Annotated in this window: 22 protein-coding genes; 19 read left to right on the top strand and 3 right to left on the bottom strand. The window is 45.1% G+C overall.

Annotation, left to right across the window (positions count from 1 at the left end; translation table 11 throughout):
- Positions 1-66 precede the first annotated feature (66 nt).
- Positions 67-513, bottom strand: a complete 447-nt coding sequence (locus C1S73_RS07725) for a CBS domain-containing protein (protein WP_095760575.1) — start codon at positions 511-513, stop codon at positions 67-69.
- A gap of 234 nt (positions 514-747) precedes the next feature.
- Entirely contained in the window at positions 748-969 is a 222-nt protein-coding gene (locus C1S73_RS07720) for a hypothetical protein (protein WP_038869560.1), read from the bottom strand.
- Between the two features lie 260 nt (positions 970-1229).
- Here C1S73_RS07720 and C1S73_RS07715 point away from each other — a divergent pair, with 260 nt between their 5' ends.
- The 7 genes from C1S73_RS07715 (at position 1230) to C1S73_RS28115 (ending at position 9395) form a co-directional block, all read left to right on the top strand.
- Positions 1230-2396, top strand: a complete 1167-nt coding sequence (locus C1S73_RS07715; protein ID WP_038869561.1) for a trypsin-like serine protease — start codon at positions 1230-1232, stop codon at positions 2394-2396.
- Between the two features lie 233 nt (positions 2397-2629).
- Positions 2630-3682, top strand: coding sequence for a tRNA preQ1(34) S-adenosylmethionine ribosyltransferase-isomerase QueA (gene queA, locus C1S73_RS07710; protein WP_038869562.1), 1053 nt, complete (start codon positions 2630-2632; stop codon positions 3680-3682).
- Between the two features lie 209 nt (positions 3683-3891).
- On the top strand, positions 3892-5025 hold the full coding sequence (gene tgt, locus C1S73_RS07705; protein ID WP_038869564.1) for a tRNA guanosine(34) transglycosylase Tgt: 1134 nt from the start codon (positions 3892-3894) through the stop codon (positions 5023-5025).
- A gap of 165 nt (positions 5026-5190) precedes the next feature.
- Positions 5191-5520: a preprotein translocase subunit YajC gene (gene yajC, locus C1S73_RS07700; protein WP_010446143.1), complete on the top strand. Its 330-nt coding sequence runs from the start codon at positions 5191-5193 to the stop codon at positions 5518-5520.
- Positions 5521-5541: 21 nt separating this feature from the next.
- The gene (secD, locus tag C1S73_RS07695) at positions 5542-7398 is read left to right on the top strand and encodes a protein translocase subunit SecD (RefSeq protein WP_080774369.1); all 1857 of its coding nucleotides are present in this window, start codon (positions 5542-5544) and stop codon (positions 7396-7398) included.
- 14 nt (positions 7399-7412) lie between these two features.
- The gene (gene secF, locus C1S73_RS07690; RefSeq protein WP_038869569.1) at positions 7413-8360 is read left to right on the top strand and encodes a protein translocase subunit SecF; all 948 of its coding nucleotides are present in this window, start codon (positions 7413-7415) and stop codon (positions 8358-8360) included.
- A gap of 165 nt (positions 8361-8525) precedes the next feature.
- Positions 8526-9395 carry a hypothetical protein gene (locus C1S73_RS28115; RefSeq protein WP_227740547.1) on the top strand — a complete coding sequence of 290 codons (870 nt, stop codon included), beginning with the start codon at positions 8526-8528 and terminating at the stop codon, positions 9393-9395.
- A 71-nt stretch (positions 9396-9466) separates the two neighbouring features.
- Here the strand turns inward: C1S73_RS28115 and suhB are convergent, their stop codons facing one another.
- Entirely contained in the window at positions 9467-10270 is an 804-nt protein-coding gene (gene suhB / locus C1S73_RS07675) for an inositol-1-monophosphatase (protein WP_038869570.1), read from the bottom strand.
- Positions 10271-10502: 232 nt separating this feature from the next.
- On the opposite strand from suhB, the gene trmJ reads away from it, so the two are divergent.
- The 12 genes from trmJ to rlmN all read left to right on the top strand — a co-directional run bounded on the left by trmJ (position 10503) and on the right by rlmN (position 20289).
- Positions 10503-11222: a tRNA (cytosine(32)/uridine(32)-2'-O)-methyltransferase TrmJ gene (trmJ, locus tag C1S73_RS07670; protein WP_038869573.1), complete on the top strand. Its 720-nt coding sequence runs from the start codon at positions 10503-10505 to the stop codon at positions 11220-11222.
- Positions 11223-11347: 125 nt separating this feature from the next.
- Positions 11348-11854, top strand: a complete 507-nt coding sequence (iscR, locus tag C1S73_RS07665; protein WP_038869575.1) for a Fe-S cluster assembly transcriptional regulator IscR — start codon at positions 11348-11350, stop codon at positions 11852-11854.
- Positions 11855-11882: 28 nt separating this feature from the next.
- Positions 11883-13097 carry an IscS subfamily cysteine desulfurase gene (locus tag C1S73_RS07660; RefSeq protein ID WP_038869576.1) on the top strand — a complete coding sequence of 405 codons (1215 nt, stop codon included), beginning with the start codon at positions 11883-11885 and terminating at the stop codon, positions 13095-13097.
- Between the two features lie 37 nt (positions 13098-13134).
- The gene (gene iscU / locus C1S73_RS07655) at positions 13135-13518 is read left to right on the top strand and encodes a Fe-S cluster assembly scaffold IscU (RefSeq protein WP_005424883.1); all 384 of its coding nucleotides are present in this window, start codon (positions 13135-13137) and stop codon (positions 13516-13518) included.
- A gap of 74 nt (positions 13519-13592) precedes the next feature.
- Positions 13593-13916: an iron-sulfur cluster assembly protein IscA gene (gene iscA / locus C1S73_RS07650; RefSeq protein WP_038869579.1), complete on the top strand. Its 324-nt coding sequence runs from the start codon at positions 13593-13595 to the stop codon at positions 13914-13916.
- 55 nt (positions 13917-13971) lie between these two features.
- On the top strand, positions 13972-14487 hold the full coding sequence (hscB, locus tag C1S73_RS07645) for a co-chaperone HscB (RefSeq protein WP_038869581.1): 516 nt from the start codon (positions 13972-13974) through the stop codon (positions 14485-14487).
- A gap of 21 nt (positions 14488-14508) precedes the next feature.
- Complete coding sequence (gene hscA, locus C1S73_RS07640; RefSeq protein WP_038869582.1) at positions 14509-16362, top strand: Fe-S protein assembly chaperone HscA; 1854 nt, start codon at positions 14509-14511, stop codon at positions 16360-16362.
- Positions 16363-16375: 13 nt separating this feature from the next.
- Positions 16376-16714, top strand: a complete 339-nt coding sequence (gene fdx / locus C1S73_RS07635; protein WP_038869583.1) for an ISC system 2Fe-2S type ferredoxin — start codon at positions 16376-16378, stop codon at positions 16712-16714.
- A gap of 47 nt (positions 16715-16761) precedes the next feature.
- Positions 16762-16956, top strand: coding sequence for a Fe-S cluster assembly protein IscX (gene iscX, locus C1S73_RS07630; RefSeq protein WP_038869586.1), 195 nt, complete (start codon positions 16762-16764; stop codon positions 16954-16956).
- A 171-nt stretch (positions 16957-17127) separates the two neighbouring features.
- On the top strand, positions 17128-18426 hold the full coding sequence (pepB, locus tag C1S73_RS07625; protein ID WP_038869587.1) for an aminopeptidase PepB: 1299 nt from the start codon (positions 17128-17130) through the stop codon (positions 18424-18426).
- A 99-nt stretch (positions 18427-18525) separates the two neighbouring features.
- Positions 18526-18951 (top strand): nucleoside-diphosphate kinase, encoded by a 426-nt coding sequence (gene ndk / locus C1S73_RS07620; protein ID WP_038869590.1) that lies wholly within the window; start codon positions 18526-18528, stop codon positions 18949-18951.
- Positions 18952-19161: 210 nt separating this feature from the next.
- Positions 19162-20289, top strand: coding sequence for a dual-specificity RNA methyltransferase RlmN (gene rlmN, locus C1S73_RS07615; RefSeq protein WP_038869592.1), 1128 nt, complete (start codon positions 19162-19164; stop codon positions 20287-20289).

Genomic DNA, 20289 nt, shown 5'->3' with positions numbered 1-20289 from the left:
GAGCGGCGAATTAGCCGCTCTTTTTTTGCTTTTTGTTTGTTATGAGTGCAATAAGCTCTGCTCAAACTATTCTGTTTCTAGCTCTTCAGGTTCAACTTCTTCCTGAAGCTCTAGTAGGTTGATTGCGATGGAAACAAAGTCTGTGTCGGTGATAATTCCGACTAAGTGACCTTTAGTTACCACAGGCAAACAGCCTACTTTGTGTTTTTGCATATAGATAGCACTTTGCTTTAATCCAGCTCTTGGTTCTGCTGTCATGATGTTGGTGTGCATCATTTCATAAAGCGGGGTGTCGAGGGTAAAAGATTGTTCAGCCTCATCTGGGTGTAAACAGGATTCTTGTGCGGCAAGAATATCGCGTTGAGTCACCAAGCCTTGTAAGTGTTTATTGGCATCAACAACCGGAATATGTCGAATATCAAGCGCTTCCATCATGCTTTTTGCGTCACGTAATGTGTGCTCACGCAGCAAGGTATGAGGGTTGCGAGTCATCATATCTTCAACCTTGATCATAGAGACCTCCAGCGGCATTGTCCTTCCTTTAAATATAGAGAATATTTTTCCGTATATCTGGGAGCTGTCTCGTTTTTCACTAATAAAATAAAACGATTAGATGGAGATCAATCAGAGGTGAGAATGTACTGGAGTTTTCCATAATTCCAGCTACTCATTTGGGGCGATGTTAGGATGTAAGCGCTATCATAAATAACCAAAGCTAAGGCGTTGAAACCTTAGCTTTGGTTACTCTTAACGTTGCTTAAAATGCACACAGATAAGACCATAAGCTTTCGCGTCCACACATCGGCCGATATAGCTTTTATTAGGAAGGTTGACCGCACATAAACGAGGGACCTGCTTTAAGTCACATGCTTGTTGCATTGCGGTGATCTTCTGGTGGTTAGAGTTTGCGAGTGTACCGGAAGAAAACACGAGTACGGCGGCACTTAACGCCATAGTTAACATCTTCATACTTACCTCAATCAATGTTCAAAGAGCAAATGCTCACCTTCACTATAGTTCAAAGAAATTACTACTGATTGGTTTGTTAATTATTGCTGTTTACCGTTGAAAAACTCAATGCGAGTCAGTTTGCATTTTTCACTGATAAGGTATGTGGTCAGAATGTAATCTAATGAGTTGAATCGCACATTTTTACTTGCTTGATTCTCCAAGATAAGCCTGTGGAAGAAGATATGCTCAGGCTTACCAGATTGAAGATTACAACCTAAATGAAACGAACGAAATGCAACAAGATCATTGCTTTGGCAGTGGCGGCATTCAGTGTGCAATCCGCTCAAGCGATTGTGTTAGGAGATGAGCAAACCGACCCGGTTGATCGTGTGACTTTACGCGCAAGTAACATGGCAGAGTTTCCGCTGTGTGGCGGTACCATGCTGACGGAACAATGGGTATTAACTGCGGCACACTGTGTGGTGATGGGACAGGGAACCAACGAAGCGAGCTATTATGTGACCCCTCCGGGTGAACTGTCCGTGAATGCCAATGTGTATGATCTAAATACTGCAGGGCTTGATAACTTCTATCCAGTTTCACATGTGGTAGTGCATCCGGATTACACGCGTATATCTAAAGCGGACATCGACAGTAGCGGCAACGTCAAACCCATTCAAACGGGTTTAGATTCTGATATTGCATTGTTGTATCTCACTCGTCCGGTCGCGAATGCAAGATTTGCGGACTTAGCAAACAAAACTGAGATGGAGAATATTGAGGCGCGTCTGGCTGCAGATTGGAACGACAATTATCTAACCAATCAGCGTGTGGAAAACGTGCAAGTATTTGGTTGGGGAACTACTCAACCTGATGCGTCTGAATCCTCAGATACACTTAAAACCACCATTAGCACCTTTTTACCCATCGACAAATGTTATGAGCGCTTAGAAATTGGCAGCAGCTTTCCGGGAATCATTGATTCACGTGAGAATTTAACCAAAATATGTACTTTGCCAACTCGGAATGAAGTGCTGGACTTAGAGAGTAATACCCAATATGGCAATTCTGCATGTAAAGGTGACAGTGGTGGTCCACTCATCGATGTCGCAACGGGGAAGCAGATCGGTATTGTAAGTGGTGCTCCTCTTATTCTTCCGACATGTGGTTCACTTACTATCCCAAGTTTCTACACCAAAGTGAGCCAATATCATGATTGGGTACAGTCTTACATAACCGCTGACGCCCCCCCAAACAGTTACATCATTGAACCCAACTTTATTAAAGAGGCCAATGATGACAATGGGGGAGAAGAAGAGTGTCACGATGGTATTGCGACCAACAACTGTGATTTTAGAGGCTCTGAAGAGGATGGTGGTAGCTTAGGAATTTGGTGGCTGAGTGTTTTAGCCTCATTTACATGGTTGCGCCGACGTAAAGTATAAAATCAGGCCGCAATAGATAGAAAAGATAAGCAGCGAACTCCGCTGCTTTTTTGTTGCTGCTAATCCTGAGACTTTCACGTTTTATTACACTCTTAATGAAAGGTTTTACAGTCAATCTAAGGGGATTTGCTTGCTATTGCAGCATGTAAACATATACTAGTCTGCTGCGAAAAACTCGTCGCAATTTTATCGTCGTTTTCGACGTGATTTGACCAATATATAAGACAAGTAACATGCAAGTATCAGATTTCCATTTCGACCTTCCAGATGAACTTATCGCCCGCTACCCTCAACCAGAGCGTACCGCTAGCCGACTGCTGCAAATGGATGGCAATACTGGCGAACTTATTGATGGCACATTTACTGATGTGTTGGACCAAGTTCAAGCTGGTGATCTAGTGGTTTTCAATAATACTCGCGTTATCCCTGCGCGTATGTTTGGTCGAAAAGAGTCTGGCGGCAAACTAGAAGTGTTGGTAGAGCGTATGTTGGACGAAAAGAGCATTCTGGCTCACGTTCGTTGTTCAAAATCACCAAAGCCAGGTTCGACTATTATTGTTGGCGAGAACGATGAATATTCAGCGCAAATGGTTGCTCGCCATGATGCTCTTTTTGAACTGAAGTTTGAGTCTGATAAGACGGTTTTAGACATTCTGGAAGAAATTGGTCACATGCCACTTCCTCCTTACATCGACCGCCCAGATGAAGACGCAGATAAAGAGCGTTACCAAACGGTTTACAACCAAAAGCCAGGTGCGGTTGCAGCACCAACGGCAGGCCTTCATTTTGATGATGTTCTGCTTGAGAAGATCAAGGCGAAAGGCGCTGAGTTTGCTTACGTAACACTTCATGTTGGTGCCGGTACGTTCCAACCAGTGAAAGTGGACGACATTAACGATCATCACATGCACGCTGAGTACGTTGAAGTACCGCAAGATGTTGTTGATGCGATTAATGCAGCTAAAGCACGCGGTGGCCGAATCGTTGCCGTAGGCACTACGTCAGTTCGTTCGCTTGAAAGTGCAGCGCAAGACGCACTGAAGAAAGGCACGGAATTGGTACCATTCTTTGGTGATACTGAAATCTTTATCTACCCTGGTTACGAGTACCAGCTGGTGGATTGTTTGATCACCAATTTCCACTTGCCTGAGTCAACATTGATTATGTTGGTCAGTGCATTCGCAGGTTACGAGAACACCATGAATGCTTACAAGCACGCTGTGGATAACCAATACCGTTTCTTCTCGTACGGTGACTCAATGTTTATTAAGAAGAAAACGGCATAATGTTTTAACCCCTCCCTACTAGCCCTTCCTTTGTAAAAGGAGGGAGGTTAGGAGGGGGAGAAAGCTAATGATTTACGAGTGCTAGCAGTACGCTAGGAAACAGAGTAGAACTTCTGCTTTGTCTCTCGCAAGGAAGGCGACCGCTCCTTAAAGTGGGGAACACCCCCAAGATACATAGTCAGACTGTTTCTCTGACACTCGGAGGCATCGTGAAATTATCATTCGATCTTAAAAAGAAAAACGGCAATGCGCGTCGTGGTCAATTGACCTTCGAACGTGGCACTGTTCAAACTCCAGCATTCATGCCAGTAGGTACTTACGGTACGGTTAAAGGCATGACTCCGGAAGAAGTAAAAGGCACGGGTGCAGAAATTCTGCTAGGTAACACTTTCCACCTATGGTTACGTCCTGGTCAAGAAGTGATGAAAATGCACGGTGACCTGCACGATTTCATGAACTGGCACGGTCCTATTCTTACTGATTCAGGCGGTTTCCAAGTATTCAGCCTAGGTAAAATGCGTAAGATCACCGAAAAAGGTGTTCACTTCCGTAGCCCTGTAAACGGTGACAAGATTTTCATGGACGCTGAAAAGTCGATGGAAATCCAAAAAGACCTAGGTTCTGACATCGTCATGATCTTCGACGAGTGTACGCCATACCCAGCGACACACAACGAAGCGAAAAAATCGATGGAAATGTCACTACGTTGGGCACAACGCTCACGTGACCACTTCGATAAGCTAGAAAACCCGAACAACCTATTTGGTATTGTTCAAGGTGGTGTTTACGAAGACCTACGTGACGTATCGGTTAAAGGTCTAACTGAAATCGGTTTTGATGGTTACGCAGTTGGTGGTCTTGCAGTAGGCGAACCGAAAGAAGACATGCACCGTATCCTTGAGCACACGTGTCCACAGCTTCCAGAAGATAAGCCTCGTTACCTAATGGGCGTAGGTAAGCCGGAAGATTTGGTTGAAGGTGTTCGTCGCGGTATCGACATGTTTGACTGTGTAATGCCAACGCGTAATGCACGAAACGGTCACCTATTTGTGACTGGTGGTGTGATCAAGATCCGTAATGCGAAACATAAAACGGATACAACTCCGCTAGATCCGCACTGTGACTGTTACACTTGTCAGCACTACAGCAAGTCGTACCTTCACCACCTAGAGCGTTGTAATGAAATTCTAGGCGCGCGTTTGAATACTATCCATAACTTGCGCTACTACCAGCGTTTGATGGAAAGCATTCGCACGGCGATTGATGAAGACCGTTTCGATGAGTTTGTTCAAGAGTTTTACGCTCGTCGTGACCGCGAAGTGCCACCACTAAGCAAAGCATAAAAGAATTAGAGCCTTTGGCATGTCGCCAGAGGCTTTTGCTAATAAAGTAGGCTAACGTACGTTATTTTTGAGAAGGTGATCTCTATTACTCACTCTTAGACTTGAATCTAAATTACGAAAGCCCAACTTGTTGGATTATCAATAAAATATAATGAGGATGTTTTAATGTTTATTTCTCAAGCTCATGCAGCAGCAGAAGGCGCTCCAGCTGGCGGCGGTTTTGAAATGCTAATCATGCTAGGCATGTTCGCGGTGATCTTCTACTTCATGATCTACCGTCCACAATCTAAGCGTGTAAAAGAGCACAAAAACCTGATGTCTTCCATGGGCAAAGGCGATGAAGTGCTAACAAGCGGTGGTCTAGTGGGTAAAATCACGAAAATCGCTGAAGATAATGACTACATTTCAATTGAGCTTAACGCAAACAATGAAGTTGTAATCAAGAAAGACTTCGTAACTGCAGTGCTACCAAAAGGTACGCTGAAGTCTCTATAAAACAGCTAAAGGATCCTCGCTGTGCTAAACCGTTACCCATTATGGAAGTACTTGATGGTATTTTTTGCCATCATCACCGCTGCGTTGTACGCACTTCCAAATATCTACGGTGAAGATCCGGCTATTCAAGTTACAGGGGCACGTGGTGCCTCTGTAGATATGTCAACGCTGGATGCTGTCACCAAAGCTCTTGATAAAGAGCATCTCTCTCATAAATCCATTGCTCTCGAGAATGGATCAATCCTTGTTCGTTTCAATGACACTGACACTCAAATCAGTGCCCGCGATATCATCAGTGAAGCGCTTGGCAAAGATAAAATTGTTGCACTCAACCTTGCTCCAGCTACGCCAGATTGGCTAGAAGCAATTGGTGCGTCACCACTTAAGCTAGGTCTTGACCTACGAGGTGGTGTTCACTTCTTGATGGAAGTGGATATGGACGCGGCGATGGAAAAGCTGGTTGGTCAACAAGAAGAAGCTTTCCGTAGTGAACTTCGTGAAGCTAAGATTCGCTACCGCGCAATCCGTCCTTCTGGTAAAGAAGGCGTGGAAGTATTGCTACGTAATGAAGAGCAACTAGCTGAAGCGAAAGCTACGTTAGAAAAGAATCACCCAGACATGAATTTTGTCGATTCTGATTCTGATGGTCGTTACGCGTTGATTGCCACCTTTACCGAGCAACGTTTACAAGAAATACGTAACTACGCAGTAGAACAAAACATCACGATTCTTCGTAACCGTGTAAATGAACTTGGTGTTGCTGAGCCATTGGTTCAACGTCAAGGTGCTAGCCGCATCGTAGTTGAATTGCCAGGTGTTCAAGACACCGCTCGAGCAAAAGAAATCCTAGGAGCTACGGCAACACTAGAATTCCGCGAAGTCGACGACAAAGCTGACCTTTCTGCTGCGGCAAACGGTCGAGCACCAGCTGGTAGCGAGATTAAGCAAGATCGCGATGGCCGTCCTGTTGTTCTGAAGAAACGCGTAATTCTCGGTGGCCAAAGCATCACAGATGCAAGTTCAAGTGTTGATGAATACGGTCGTCCTCAGGTTAACATCTCGCTAGACAGCGAAGGTGGTAACAAGATGTCTGCGTTCTCTAAAAAGAACATCGGTAAGCTAATGGCAACCGTGTTTGCAGAGTACAAAGATAGTGGTCGTCGTACGCCAGAAGGTCGTGTGATTCTGGATAAACATGAAGAAGTGATCAACCAAGCAACGATTCAGTCTGCGCTTGGCCGTAACTTCCGTATTACCGGTATCGATTCTGCTGCTGAAGCTCACAACCTAGCACTTCTACTTCGTGCTGGTGCTCTAATTGCGCCTATCTCAATCGTTGAAGAACGAACCATCGGTCCATCAATGGGTCAGCAAAACATCGATATGGGTATTCAAGCGTGTATCTGGGGTATGGTAGCCGTAATGCTATTTACGCTGCTTTACTACCGTGGTTTCGGTCTGATTGCCAATATTGCATTGATGGCGAACTTGGTTTTGATCATTGGTGTTATGTCGATGATTCCGGGGGCGACAATGACGCTGCCTGGTATTGCCGGTATCGTATTGACGGTCGGCATGGCAGTCGATGCCAACGTACTGATATTTGAGCGTATCCGTGAAGAACTTCGAGATGGGCGTAGTCCACAACAAGCGATTCACCAAGGTTACGCAAACGCATTCAGTACTATCGCCGATGCGAACATCACAACGCTTATCACTGCAATCATTCTATTTGCAGTAGGTACCGGCGCGGTGAAAGGTTTCGCGGTAACACTATCTATCGGTATCTTAACTTCAATGTTCACCGCTATTGTGGGTACACGTTGTATCGTGAACCTGATTTACGGTGGCAAACGCGTTGATAAATTGTCGATCTAAGGCTGGGAATTAATATGTTTCAAATTCTAAAAGCAGAAAACACGATCGGCTTTATGCGTTGGTCGAAAGTCGCGTTCGTATTCTCTATTGTTATGATCGCAGCTTCTATCTTCACGCTATCAACCAAATGGTTGAACTGGGGCCTAGATTTTACTGGTGGTACGCTTATCGAGGTGGGCTTTGAACAACCTGCAAACCTTGAAGAGATTCGTTCAGCACTAGATTCAAAAGGCTTCGGCGATGCGACAGTACAAAACTTTGGTAGTGCTCGTGATGTAATGGTTCGTCTTCGTCCTCGTGACGATATGTCTGGTGAAACACTAGGTAACCAAATCATTGGTGCTATCAAAGAAGGTACGGGTGAAAGCGTAGAAATGCGTCGTATCGAGTTTGTAGGTCCAAATGTTGGTGATGAGCTGACGGAAGCGGGTGGTCTAGCGATTCTTGTATCGCTGATCTGTATCCTGATCTACGTATCAATGCGATTCGAATGGCGTCTAGCGGCTGGTGCGGTAATGGCACTGGCACACGATATCATTATCACGCTGGGTGTCTTCTCACTGATGCAAATTGAAGTGGACCTAACCATCGTAGCGGCGCTACTTACGGTTGTTGGTTACTCGCTCAACGATACCATCGTTGTATTCGACCGGATTCGTGAAAACTTCCGTAAGATGCGTAAGGGCGAACCTTCGGACATCATGGATGCGTCAATCACTCAAACATTGAGCCGTACATTGATTACGTCTGGTACGACATTGTTCGTAGTTATTGCACTGTTCATGCAAGGTGGTGCGATGATTCACGGCTTCGCAACCGCACTTCTACTAGGTATCACTGTAGGTACTTACTCTTCTATCTATGTAGCATCAGCACTAGCGCTAAAACTGGGTATCCAGAAAGAGCACTTGATGCCACCTCAAGTAGAAAAAGAAGGTGCAGAGTTCGACGAGATGCCATAAGGCAGATTGAGAACCGAAAACAAAAACCGCTGAGCAATCAGCGGTTTTTTTATGTCTGATAGATTTGATAGTTTCATTTTTATTTGAGGTACTTCCAGCTTGAATTGTAGTTTTTTGATTGAGTTGAATATACGGAAGTATGTTCAACAATTTCGGGAGGAAATAATGTCAAGGCAAGTTGAAATAAAAGTACAGTTACTGAAGTTTGTAGAGATTTCTTACAAACACAATAAAGGCGTTACCAGCAAGCTAGTTACTGGAGGGAAAAGATTCAAGTTAGCAGTTGATGAGTCTGGTAAGGCAACTTTATCTGGTGAACTTGGGTTTACTAAGTTTGAAGTTTCAAAAGAAATGGTTGAAGAGCTGGGCATAAAATTAAAAGCAGTTTCTGTTACTTTTAAAACTACTCGTGATGGTGTTTTGACATACAGTGGAAGTGTTTCTTTTTTTGGTGTTGTTTCCTTTGGTGTTGCTGGGCAGGTAAATGTCCGAGAGCTTTTAGAGCAGTGCGAGTGGGGGCTTTGTAAGTACAGATTTAAGAAGAGTAAAATTGATCAAACGCTCCGTGAAGCTGGGGTTTCGCTGGTTATGATAAATAGAATTCTACCTATTCCGGTTTTACTCAGTGTTTCAGCGCCGTGCATAGCAAGTCCACTCCACGATACTTACCTTGATATACGCAATAATTTATACAAGATGCAGTATATCGAGGTGGTAGAAGCTATGGCAGGACCAAACCTATCGATTGAAGAGCTAAATAGTATTAAATCTCACCCAGTAAAATTTGGTCATCAATTTCCATTTTTGTCATCCATCCCATCAAGTTTGGTTACGGAGCTGTCTTACTTTGAAGCATATAGTGAGGATGGAGGAGTTGGGTGTCTTTCCGTAAACGGCTTTGGCGATGTATACCAGCCAGTCACGGTTTCGTTGCAGTTTCTCATGAAGGAACAAGTATGGAAGGTTCAGCACGTAAAAATAGACCACTTACCTGACTACGACCGTTTCTATAAACAGGCAGATTGTTCCATATAAAAAAGCCCCGCTCAATGAGCGGGGCTATTCAAAAGTCATCAGCGTGACGGGCTTAGTATGACTTCAGAATCTTACTTAAGGATCGCGCTGTTGCCGTTTTCACGGATGTGTTTAAGCATTGATTTAACGCCACGAGCGCTAGAAGCAACGATGTTGCCTGACTTCATGTACTCAGTGCCGCCAGCAAAGTCAGTTAGGATTGCACCAGCTTCACGAGCGATAAGCTCACCAGCTGCCATATCCCAAGGTTTTAGACCTAGTTCGAAGTAACCATCAACACGACCTGCAGCCACGTAACATAGGTCAAGAGCAGCAGAGCCGCTACGACGGAAGTCAGCACATTCAGTGAATAGAGAACCTACGATTTTGATGTAAGACTCAGCGTGTTGCTTCTGTTTGAATGGGAAACCAGTTGCTAGAACAGTACCTTGAAGGTCTTTCAGTTGAGCTACACGAATACGAGCGTTGTTTAGTTGAGCGCCAGCACCACGTTGTGCAGTGAATAGCTCGTTTTGCATTGGATCGTATACACAAGCCACTTCAGTTTTACCTTTGAAGCGAACCGCGATAGATACTGCGAACGTTGGGTAACCTTTTACAAAGTTATTGGTGCCATCCAGTGGGTCGATGATCCATTGTACGTCTTTATCTTTACCTTCGATAAGACCAGCTTCTTCAGCAACGATACAGTGCTCTGGGTAAGAGTGCTTGATAGTATCAATGATGATAGCTTCTGCTTCTTTGTCTACGTTAGTAACAAAGTCATTAGTGCCTTTTAGCGTAGACTCAACTTTATCTGTGTTTTCTAATGATTTAGCAATATGATTGCCTGCTTTTCGCGCAGCGCGAATAGCAATGTTTAGCATTGGATGCATACGAATTTCCCAACGGATGTTAAAGAACAATTTAAAGCGGCGGCGAGTATACCAGAGTGCAGAGAAAAGGGAAGTGGTTATTTTTTGGTCGCATGTGAAAGCCGTACTAATTAGCCCTACCTTAAAGCTGAAAAACAATTGATGAGATTGCGAATAGAAACCTGCTTCACCCTAGGGTGTGTTAAAAAATTATGGTAATATCCTTCGGTTTTAATTTAGGTAGCAATCACAGATGTTGGATCAAGTAAAAGTCGTACTCGTCGGAACTTCTCATTCAGGCAACATTGGCTCGGCAGCTCGAGCAATGAAAGTCATGGGTTTAAGCCAGCTTGTATTGGTTGATCCGCAATGTGAGGTCGACGACCAAACCCTAGCACTAGCGGCAGGGGCAGGTGATATTGCACAAAATGCCAAGGTAGTAAAAACACTAGAAGATGCCATTGAAGATTGTGGCCTAGTGGTTGGTTCTAGTGCACGTTCACGCACTTTAGAATGGCCAATGCTTGAACCACGTGAATGTGGTGAAAAGTTTGCCGTCGAAGGCCAAAAGCACCCTGTTGCATTGGTATTTGGCCGAGAAAGAACAGGCCTCACTAATGAAGAATTGCAGAAGTGTCACTACCATGTTTGCATTCCAGCTAACCCTGAATACAGCTCGCTCAACCTAGCAATGGCTGTACAGACGCTGAGCTATGAAGTGCGTGTTGCACACCTCAACCTAGAACAAAGCCAGTACACGCCAAGTGAGCCTGAAGAGTACCCTCGCCATAAAGAATTAGAAATGTTCTTCGAACACCTTGAAAAAGTAATGGTGGAGACCCAATTTATTAGCAAAGATCAGCCTGGTCAGGTGATGAACAAGCTTCGTCGTTTGTATTCACGAGCTCGACCAGAGGCTCAAGAGCTTAATATCTTGCGTGGTGTTTTGACGGCGATTGAAAAGAAGCTCTGAACAAAGAATAACCACTTTAGATGTAAGGATGAATACCTGACTATTTTAGTCAAATAAATACTTGACCATTTTAGTCGGGTATGGAAAAATCCTAATCATTACAAACGATGTGGATACGGTGTGGTATGAAACTTACATCTAAAGGAAGATATGCGGTGACGGCCATGCTGGATGTGGCACTGCACTCGCAACAAAACCCAGTACCTCTAGCTGATATCTCAGAGCGTCAGGGTATCTCGCTCTCATACTTAGAGCAGCTTTTTTCAAAATTGCGCAAAGCCGGTCTTGTTGCCAGCGTTCGTGGTCCTGGCGGTGGTTACCGACTGGGTACTGACGCTCACAGCATTGCTATTGGCACTGTTATCGCAGCGGTTGATGAGTCAGTTGACGCAACCAAATGCCAAGGCAAAGGCGACTGCCAAGGTGGCACTCGTTGCTTAACCCACACTTTGTGGCGTGACCTAAGCTCTCGCATTAGTGACTTCTTAAATAACATTACGCTCGGTGAGTTAATGACAGATAATGAAGTCTTAGAAATTTCTGATCGTCAGGACATTGATCTTGTGGTCACTCATGGGTTAACAAACAAAAATACAACCACCGCGCCCATCGGTGTAAACGTCCGCTCTTAGCGGTCAGCATTTTACATTGGAGTAGAGAATGAAACTGCCGATTTATCTTGATTATTCCGCTACATGTCCAGTCGATCCTCGTGTTGCTGAAAAAATGGTTCAGTACATGACAATGGATGGCACATTTGGCAACCCAGCTTCGCGTTCGCACCGTTACGGCTGGCAGGCAGAAGAAGCTGTAGATACTGCTCGTGAGCAAATTGCTGACCTTCTAAATGCAGATCCACGCGAAATCGTATTTACATCAGGTGCGACCGAGTCAGACAACCTTGCAATCAAAGGTGCTGCTCACTTTTACTCTAAGAAGGGTAAACACGTAATCACTTGTAAAACAGAGCACAAAGCCGTTCTTGACCCATGTCGTCAATTAGAGCGCGAAGGTTTTGAAGTGACTTACCTAGAGCCAGAAGCAAACGGCCTAGTTGATTTAGGCAAGCTGCAAGCAGCAATGCGTGAAGATACTGTTTTGGTTTCAATCATGCACGTTAACAACGAGATTGGTGTTATCCAAGACATCACCGCAACCGGCGAATTATGTCGTGAACGTAAGATTGTGTTCCATGTGGATGCTGCACAGTCGGCAGGCAAGTTGCCAATCGACGTTCAAGAAATGAAAGTTGACCTTATTTCACTGTCTGCGCACAAAGCTTACGGTCCTAAAGGTATCGGCGCACTTTACGTACGTCGCAAACCTCGAATCCGTCTTGAGGCGCAAATGCACGGTGGCGGTCATGAGCGTGGTTTCCGCTCGGGTACACTTCCAACTCACCAGATCGTAGGTATGGGTGAAGCGTTCCGCGTAGCAAAAGAAGACATGCAAAAAGATTACGATCACGCATTAGCACTTCGTAACCGTCTTCTAGATGGCGTTAAAGATCTAGAAGCAGTAACGGTGAATGGTGATCTAGAACAGCGTGTTCCACACAACCTAAACGTGAGCTTTGCATTCGTAGAAGGCGAATCTCTACTGATGTCACTAAAAGACCTAGCAGTCTCTTCTGGTAGTGCTTGTACATCAGCGAGCCTAGAGCCATCTTACGTTCTTCGTGCTCTTGGTCTAGACGACGAATTGGCGCACAGCTCAGTACGTTTCTCATTTGGTCGTTTCACGACTGAAGCAGAAATTGATTACGCAATTGAACAAATCCGCGTTGCAGTGACTAAGCTACGCGACATGTCTCCTCTATGGGATATGTACAAGGAAGGGGTTGATCTGAGCACTGTTGAATGGGCTCATCATTAATCTCACGGACTGAATAGAGGATTCGAGGTAATTTATCATGGCATACAGCGAAAAAGTAATTGATCACTATGAGAACCCACGTAACGTTGGTTCTTTCGATAAAGAAGACCCATCAGTAGGCAGCGGCATGGTTGGCGCACCAGCTTGTGGTGACGTAATGAAACTTCAAATCAAAGTGACGCCAGAAGGCATCATTGAAGACGCGAAATTCAAAACATACGGTTGTGGTAGTGCGATTGCTTCAAGCTCACTCGTAACTGAGTGGGTAAAAGGCAAGTCTATCGACGAAGCGGCATCTATCAAAAACTCTGAGATTGCAGAAGAGCTAGAGCTTCCACCAGTGAAAGTTCACTGCTCAATCCTAGCGGAAGATGCTATCAAAGCAGCAGTTGCTGACTACAAGAAAAAACACCAGGAATAAGTATTCCGTATATAATGGGAGCCCTTAAAACGCTCCCATTCCAAAACGTAATTTAGACAAACTTAAGGTGCAGTATGGCCATCACAATGACAGAAACAGCGGCAAGTCGCGTAAAAGCATTCCTAGACAACCGAGGCAAGGGTGTCGGTTTGCGTCTTGGAGTGAAGACGACAGGCTGTTCCGGCATGGCTTACGTACTTGAGTTCGTCGATGATCTTAACGAAGAAGATGAAGTATTTGACCTTTCAGGTGTGAAAATCATCATCGATCAGAAGAGCTTGGTGTACTTAGACGGTACCGAGTTAGATTACGTGAAGGAAGGGTTGAATGAAGGCTTTGAATTCAACAACCCGAATGCAAAAAGTGAATGTGGTTGTGGTGAAAGCTTCAACGTCTAATTGTTCGTCCTTCTGGGCGACCGAGTCCAGAAGGCTTTACTAGGACCCGATCTTAATGAATCACTTTGAATTATTTGGGCTACCAAGTCAGTTTAAGCTGGATGGTAGCCTTCTTTCTTCTCAGTTCCGAGAACTACAAAAACGCTTCCACCCAGATAACTTTGCTACTGCTTCTGAGCGTGATCGCTTGATGGCGGTACAAAAAGCAGCGCAAATTAACGATGCTTATCAAATTCTAAAGCAGCCTATTTCACGTGCGGAATATCTCTTGGCTGAAAAGGGCATCGAAATCCGTGGTGAACAACAAACTATGCAAGACCCAATGTTCTTGATGGAACAAATGGAATTGCGTGAAGAATTGGAAGAAATTGCTGACAGCTCTGATCCGGAATCAGCGCTTTTTGACTTCGACTCTAAGGTCAGCAAAATGTACAAACAGCATTTGGCGAGTGTAGAGAAAGAACTTGATAATAGTCTTTGGCCAGAAGCCGCAGACCGAGTTCGAAAACTCAAATTTATTGCCAAACTAAAGAACGAAATTGAACTGGTTGAAGACAAACTCCTCGGCTAGTTAGCGTGACAAGGACCCATCATGGCACTACTTCAAATCGCAGAACCGGGCCAAAGCTCGGCACCTCATGAGCATAAGTTAGCAGCGGGTATCGACTTAGGTACCACTAACTCTTTGGTTGCATCAGTTCGAAGCGGCGATGCAAAAACTCTGACAGATGACCAAGGCCGTAGCATTTTGCCTTCAGTGGTAAACTACACGCAAGATTCAGCGTCAGTCGGTTACGATGCCAAAGCAAAAGCAGAGCTAGAGCCAGCAAACACCATCATCTCGGTAAAACGTCTGATCGGCCGTTCATTAAAAGACATTCAAGCTCGCTACCCATCTTTGCCTTACCAATTTAAAGAAAGCGACAACGGTCTGCCAATTCTGCAAACCGCTCAAGGTGACAAAAACCCGATTGAAGTGTCTGCCGACATTCTAAAAGCGCTTGGCAAGCGTGCAGAAGAAACGCTAGGTGGTGAATTAGCTGGCGTGGTAATTACTGTTCCTGCTTACTTTGATGACGCTCAACGTGCAGGTACAAAAGACGCGGCGAAATTGGCTGGTCTTCATGTACTACGTCTGCTTAACGAGCCAACAGCGGCTGCGATTGCTTACGGTTTAGATTCTGGCCAAGAAGGCGTTATTGCGGTTTACGACTTGGGTGGTGGTACGTTTGATATCTCTATCTTACGCTTGTCGAAAGGCGTATTTGAAGTATTAGCAACAGGTGGTGACTCGGCGCTAGGTGGTGATGACTTTGACCATCTTTTAGCAGACTACCTGATGGAGCAAGCTGGCTTAAAAGCGCCGCTTTCTGCTGAGAAAAACCGTGCGTTGCTGAACATTGCAACCGAGACGAAAATTGCGTTTTCTGAGCAAGACCGCGTTGATGTTGATGTATTTGGCTGGAAAGGCTCAGTGACTCGTGAGCAGTTCGAAGATTTGATTCGTCCTCTGGTTAAGAAAACGCTGATGTCTTGTCGTCGAGCATTGAAAGATGCAGATGTCGATGCAGAAGATGTACTCGAAGCCGTAATGGTGGGTGGCTCAACACGAACGTTACTTGTTCGCGAAATGGTCGGTGACTTCTTTGGTCGCAAACCGCTTACTACGATCAATCCAGACGAAGTCGTCGCAATCGGTGCCGGTATCCAAGCGGATATTTTGGCAGGTAACAAACCTGATTCTGAAATGCTTCTGCTTGACGTCATCCCATTGTCTCTTGGTATTGAAACCATGGGTGGCCTGGTTGAGAAAATTATTCCTCGTAACACCACAATCCCAGTTGCACGAGCGCAAGAATTTACCACATTTAAAGATGGTCAAACGGCTATGACAGTGCACACCGTTCAAGGTGAACGTGAAATGGTGGACGATTGTCGCTCACTCGCTCGTTTTTCATTGAAAGGCATTCCTCCAATGGCAGCAGGCGCAGCACACATTCGCGTGACTTATCAAGTGGATGCTGACGGTCTATTGTCCGTGACCGCGATGGAGAAAAGCACAGGCGTACAATCTGAGATTCAGGTGAAGCCTTCGTACGGTCTGAGTGATAATGAAGTCGCGAACATGCTACGTGATTCAATGGCGTTTGCGAAAGAAGACATGCAAGCTCGAGCTCTAGCGGAGCAACGTGTGGAAGCTGACCGAGTGATTGAGGGCTTGATTGCGGCAATGCAAGCTGATGGCGATGAATTGCTGTCAGAGCAAGAAAAACAAGCATTAGTTAAAGTTATTGAAGCGTTGATCGAGTTGCGCAATGGTGACGATGTCGCAGCAATCGAACAAGGTATTAAAGACACCGACAAAGCAAGCCAAGACTTTGCGTCGCGACGTATGGATAAATCAATTCGAGCTGCACTGTCTGGTCAGTCAGTTAATGATATATAAGAGATAAGTAGTTATGCCTAAGATTATTGTATTACCGCACGAAGATTTGTGCCCAGAAGGTGCAGTGTTGGAAGCAAACACTGGTGACACCGTTCTAGATGTAGCACTGAAAAACGGTATCAGTATTGAACACGCATGTGAAAAGTCATGTGCTTGTACAACTTGCCACGTGATCATTCGTGAAGGTTTTGATTCACTAGAAGAGAGTGAAGAACTAGAAGACGATATGCTAGATAAAGCATGGGGTCTGGAACCAGAATCTCGCTTAGGTTGCCAAGCGAAGGTCGCTGATGAAGATTTGGTTGTTGAGATTCCGAAATACACGTTGAACCACGCGTCAGAAGATCACTAATACTATCTCCCCAATAATATAGGGGCGAAGCAAAAGGAAGATGAGCAATGAAATGGACAGATTCTCGCGACATCGCGATTGAGCTTTGTGACAAGTTTCCTGATACGGATCCTAAAACGGTACGTTTTACGGATTTACATCAATGGATCACTGAATTGGAAGAGTTTGACGATGAACCAAACCGTTCTAATGAAAAGATCCTAGAAGCTGTTATCTTGTGCTGGATGGATGAAGCTGACTAATGCTCGATTCGGCGGTAAAACGCAGCAGAGTTAACAATTCTCACTAAAAAAAGCGGACCTCAAGGTCCGTTTTTTTATCAAGTTGACATTTTTACCCTACATAATGCTAACATCCGTTAGTTATTAAAAAGAAGAGGCGTAGGCAACGCCGTTATAAGACAAGGAGAAACCATGTCTACACAGATGTCTGTATTTCTAAGCCAAGAACCAGCGGCACCACATTGGGGCGACAAAGCATTGCTTTCTTTCGCTGAAAATGGCGCAACGATTCACCTAGGTGAAGGGCATGATCTTGGCGCAGTCCAACGTGCAGCTCGTCAACTAGATGGCCAAGGAATTCGTTCAATTCTACTTGCTGGTGATAACTGGGATGTTGAAAGCGTTTGGGCTTTCCACCAAGGTTACCGCAACCCGAAAAAACACGGCACACTAGAGTGGATTGCTCTGTCTGAAAAAGACCAAGCTGAGCTTCATGCTCGCATCACTGCAACCGACTTTACTCGTGACATTATCAACAAAACAGCAGAAGAAGTTGCCCCTCGTCAACTGGCAACCATGGCTGCGGAATTCATCAAATCTGTTGCGCCTCAAGGTACAGTTACTGCTCGTATCGTAAAAGATAAAGACCTACTGTCGGAAGGCTGGGAAGGTATCTACGCAGTGGGTCGTGGTTCTGAGCGAACGTCAGCAATGCTGCAACTTGATTACAACCCAACAGGCGATGAAAACGCACCAGTCTTTGCATGTCTAGTAGGTAAAGGCATTACATTTGACTCAGGCGGTTACAGCTTGAAGCCATCAAACTTCATGACGGCAATGAAGGCGGATATGGGCGGTTCAGGTACGATTACTGGTGGTCTTGGTCTCGCTATTCTTCGTGGTCTGAACAAGCGTGTGAAGCTGATTCTTTGTTGTGCTGAGAACATGGTATCTGGTCGTGCGCTTAAACTTGGCGACATCATTACCTACAAAAACGGTAAGACAGTTGAGATCATGAACACCGACGCCGAAGGGCGCTTGGTACTTGCTGATGGTCTTATTTACGCAAGTGAGCAAACCCCAGAGCTCATCATTGACTGTGCAACGCTGACAGGCGCAGCGAAGAACGCACTAGGTAATGATTACCATGCGCTAATGAGTTTTGATGACGAGCTTTCTCATCAAGCGCTAACGGCCGCGAACCAAGAGAAAGAAGGTCTGTGGCCACTACCTCTTGCTGATTTCCACCGTGGCATGCTGCCATCAAACTTTGCTGACCTGTCTAACATCAGTTCTGGTGATTACTCTCCTGGTGCGAGCACTGCCGCGGCATTCTTGTCTTACTTCGTTGAAGATTACAAGAAAGGTTGGTTGCATTTTGATTGCGCGGGTACCTACCGTAAGTCAGCGTCAGATAAATGGTCTGCTGGTGCGACAGGTATGGGGGTTCGTACTCTTGCCCGTTTCCTAAACGAACAAGCCACGAAATAAGACTTTTGCCAGTGCAGACTTTTGTCTGTACTGGTATAACTAAGAGAGACGCAAGTCCATCATATAAAACTATTATTACAAGTACAAAAAGGAAACTTTATGGCTCTAGAAAGAACGTTTTCAATTGTTAAGCCCGACGCTGTAGAACGCAATCTGATTGGTGAGATCTACCACCGCATTGAAAAAGCTGGTCTACGCATCGTTGCTGCAAAAATGGTTCATCTGACAGAAGAACAGGCAAGCGGTTTTTACGCAGAACATGAAGGCAAACCTTTTTTCCCTGCACTGAAAGAGTTCATGACATCTGGTCCTATCATGGTTCAGGTTTTGGAAGGTGAAGATGCAATCGCTCGTTACCGTGAGCTAATGGGGAAAACAAATCCAGAAGAAGCGGCATGTGGCACTATCCGTGCAGACTACGCACTTAGTATGCGTTACAACTCTGTTCATGGCTCAGACAGCCCTACATCTGCAGCTCGTGAGATTGAATTCTTCTTCCCTGAGTCAGAGATTTGCCCGCGTTAATCTTGTTCTAATATGAATGTTGAGCCTCGGAATTTTCCGGGGCTTTTTATTATCGAAAATTGACTGAGAACTGATCACACCTATTGTCTAAAATTTAATCTATAGGATTTTAATGCCTTAGCAAACTCAGGGTCTTAGAACCCTTGTTGTAGCTGCATAAAGGCTGTACAATTCGCGCCCTTATTCTTGTTTCAGTCATTGAGAGGCAACATGACCACTGAAAAAATCAATCTACTGGACTTTGATCGCAAAGGCATGCGTCAATTTTTCGCGGAAGAGCTAGGCGAAAAAGCGTTCCGTGCGGATCAGGTTATGAAGTGGATCTACCATTTCGGTGTTGATGACTTCGATAACATGACGAACATCAACAAGAAGCTACGTGAAAAACTGCAACACAAGTGCGAAATCAAAGCACCAACGGTAGCAGAAGCTCAGCACTCTTCAGACGGCACAATCAAGTGGGCGATGAAGGTGGGTGATCAGGACGTAGAAACGGTTTATATCCCAGAAGAAGATCGTGCGACATTATGTGTATCGTCTCAGGTAGGTTGTGCGCTGGAATGTAAGTTCTGTTCAACTGCTCAACAGGGTTTCAACCGTAACCTAAAAGTTTCTGAAATCATTGGTCAGGTATGGCGTGCTGCGCGCGAAGTTGGTTTGCAAAAAGAAACCGGTCGTCGCCCAATCACTAACGTGGTAATGATGGGCATGGGTGAGCCTCTTCTAAACATGAAGAACCTTATCCCTGCGCTTGAAATCATGCTTGATGATCTTGGCTTTGGCTTGTCTAAACGTCGTGTCACCGTATCTACTTCTGGTGTGGTTTCTGGTCTTGATCAGATGACGGGTAAAATTGACGTCGCATTGGCGATCTCTCTACACGCGCCAAATGATGAACTGCGTAGCCAAATTATGCCGATCAACGACCGTTGGGACATTCAAGATTTCCTTGCATCTGTTCGTCGTTACATCGCTTCATCGAATGCTAATCGCGGAAAAGTAACCGTTGAGTACGTACTACTTGATCATGTGAATGATGATATGGACCACGCTCGTGAACTTGCGGAACTCATGAAAGATACGCCATGTAAGATCAACCTGATTCCGTTTAACCCGTATCCAGGTTCTCCTTACAAAAAACCAAGTAACTCACGCATCGACCGTTTCCAGAAAACATTGATGCAATACGAACACACGGTAACGGTTCGTAAAACGCGTGGTGATGATATCGATGCCGCATGCGGGCAGTTAGTTGGTGATGTTATTGACCGCACCAAACGTACAGCATCTCTAAAAGCTGCGCGTGGTGCAGAAACCATCGACGTAAAAGCAGTATAA

Source organism: Vibrio jasicida 090810c, from assembly GCF_002887615.1.
GTDB lineage: Bacteria > Pseudomonadota > Gammaproteobacteria > Enterobacterales > Vibrionaceae > Vibrio > Vibrio jasicida.
The sequence above is the reverse complement of the archived record's forward strand: the minus strand, read 5'-3'. Positions and strand labels throughout refer to the sequence as shown.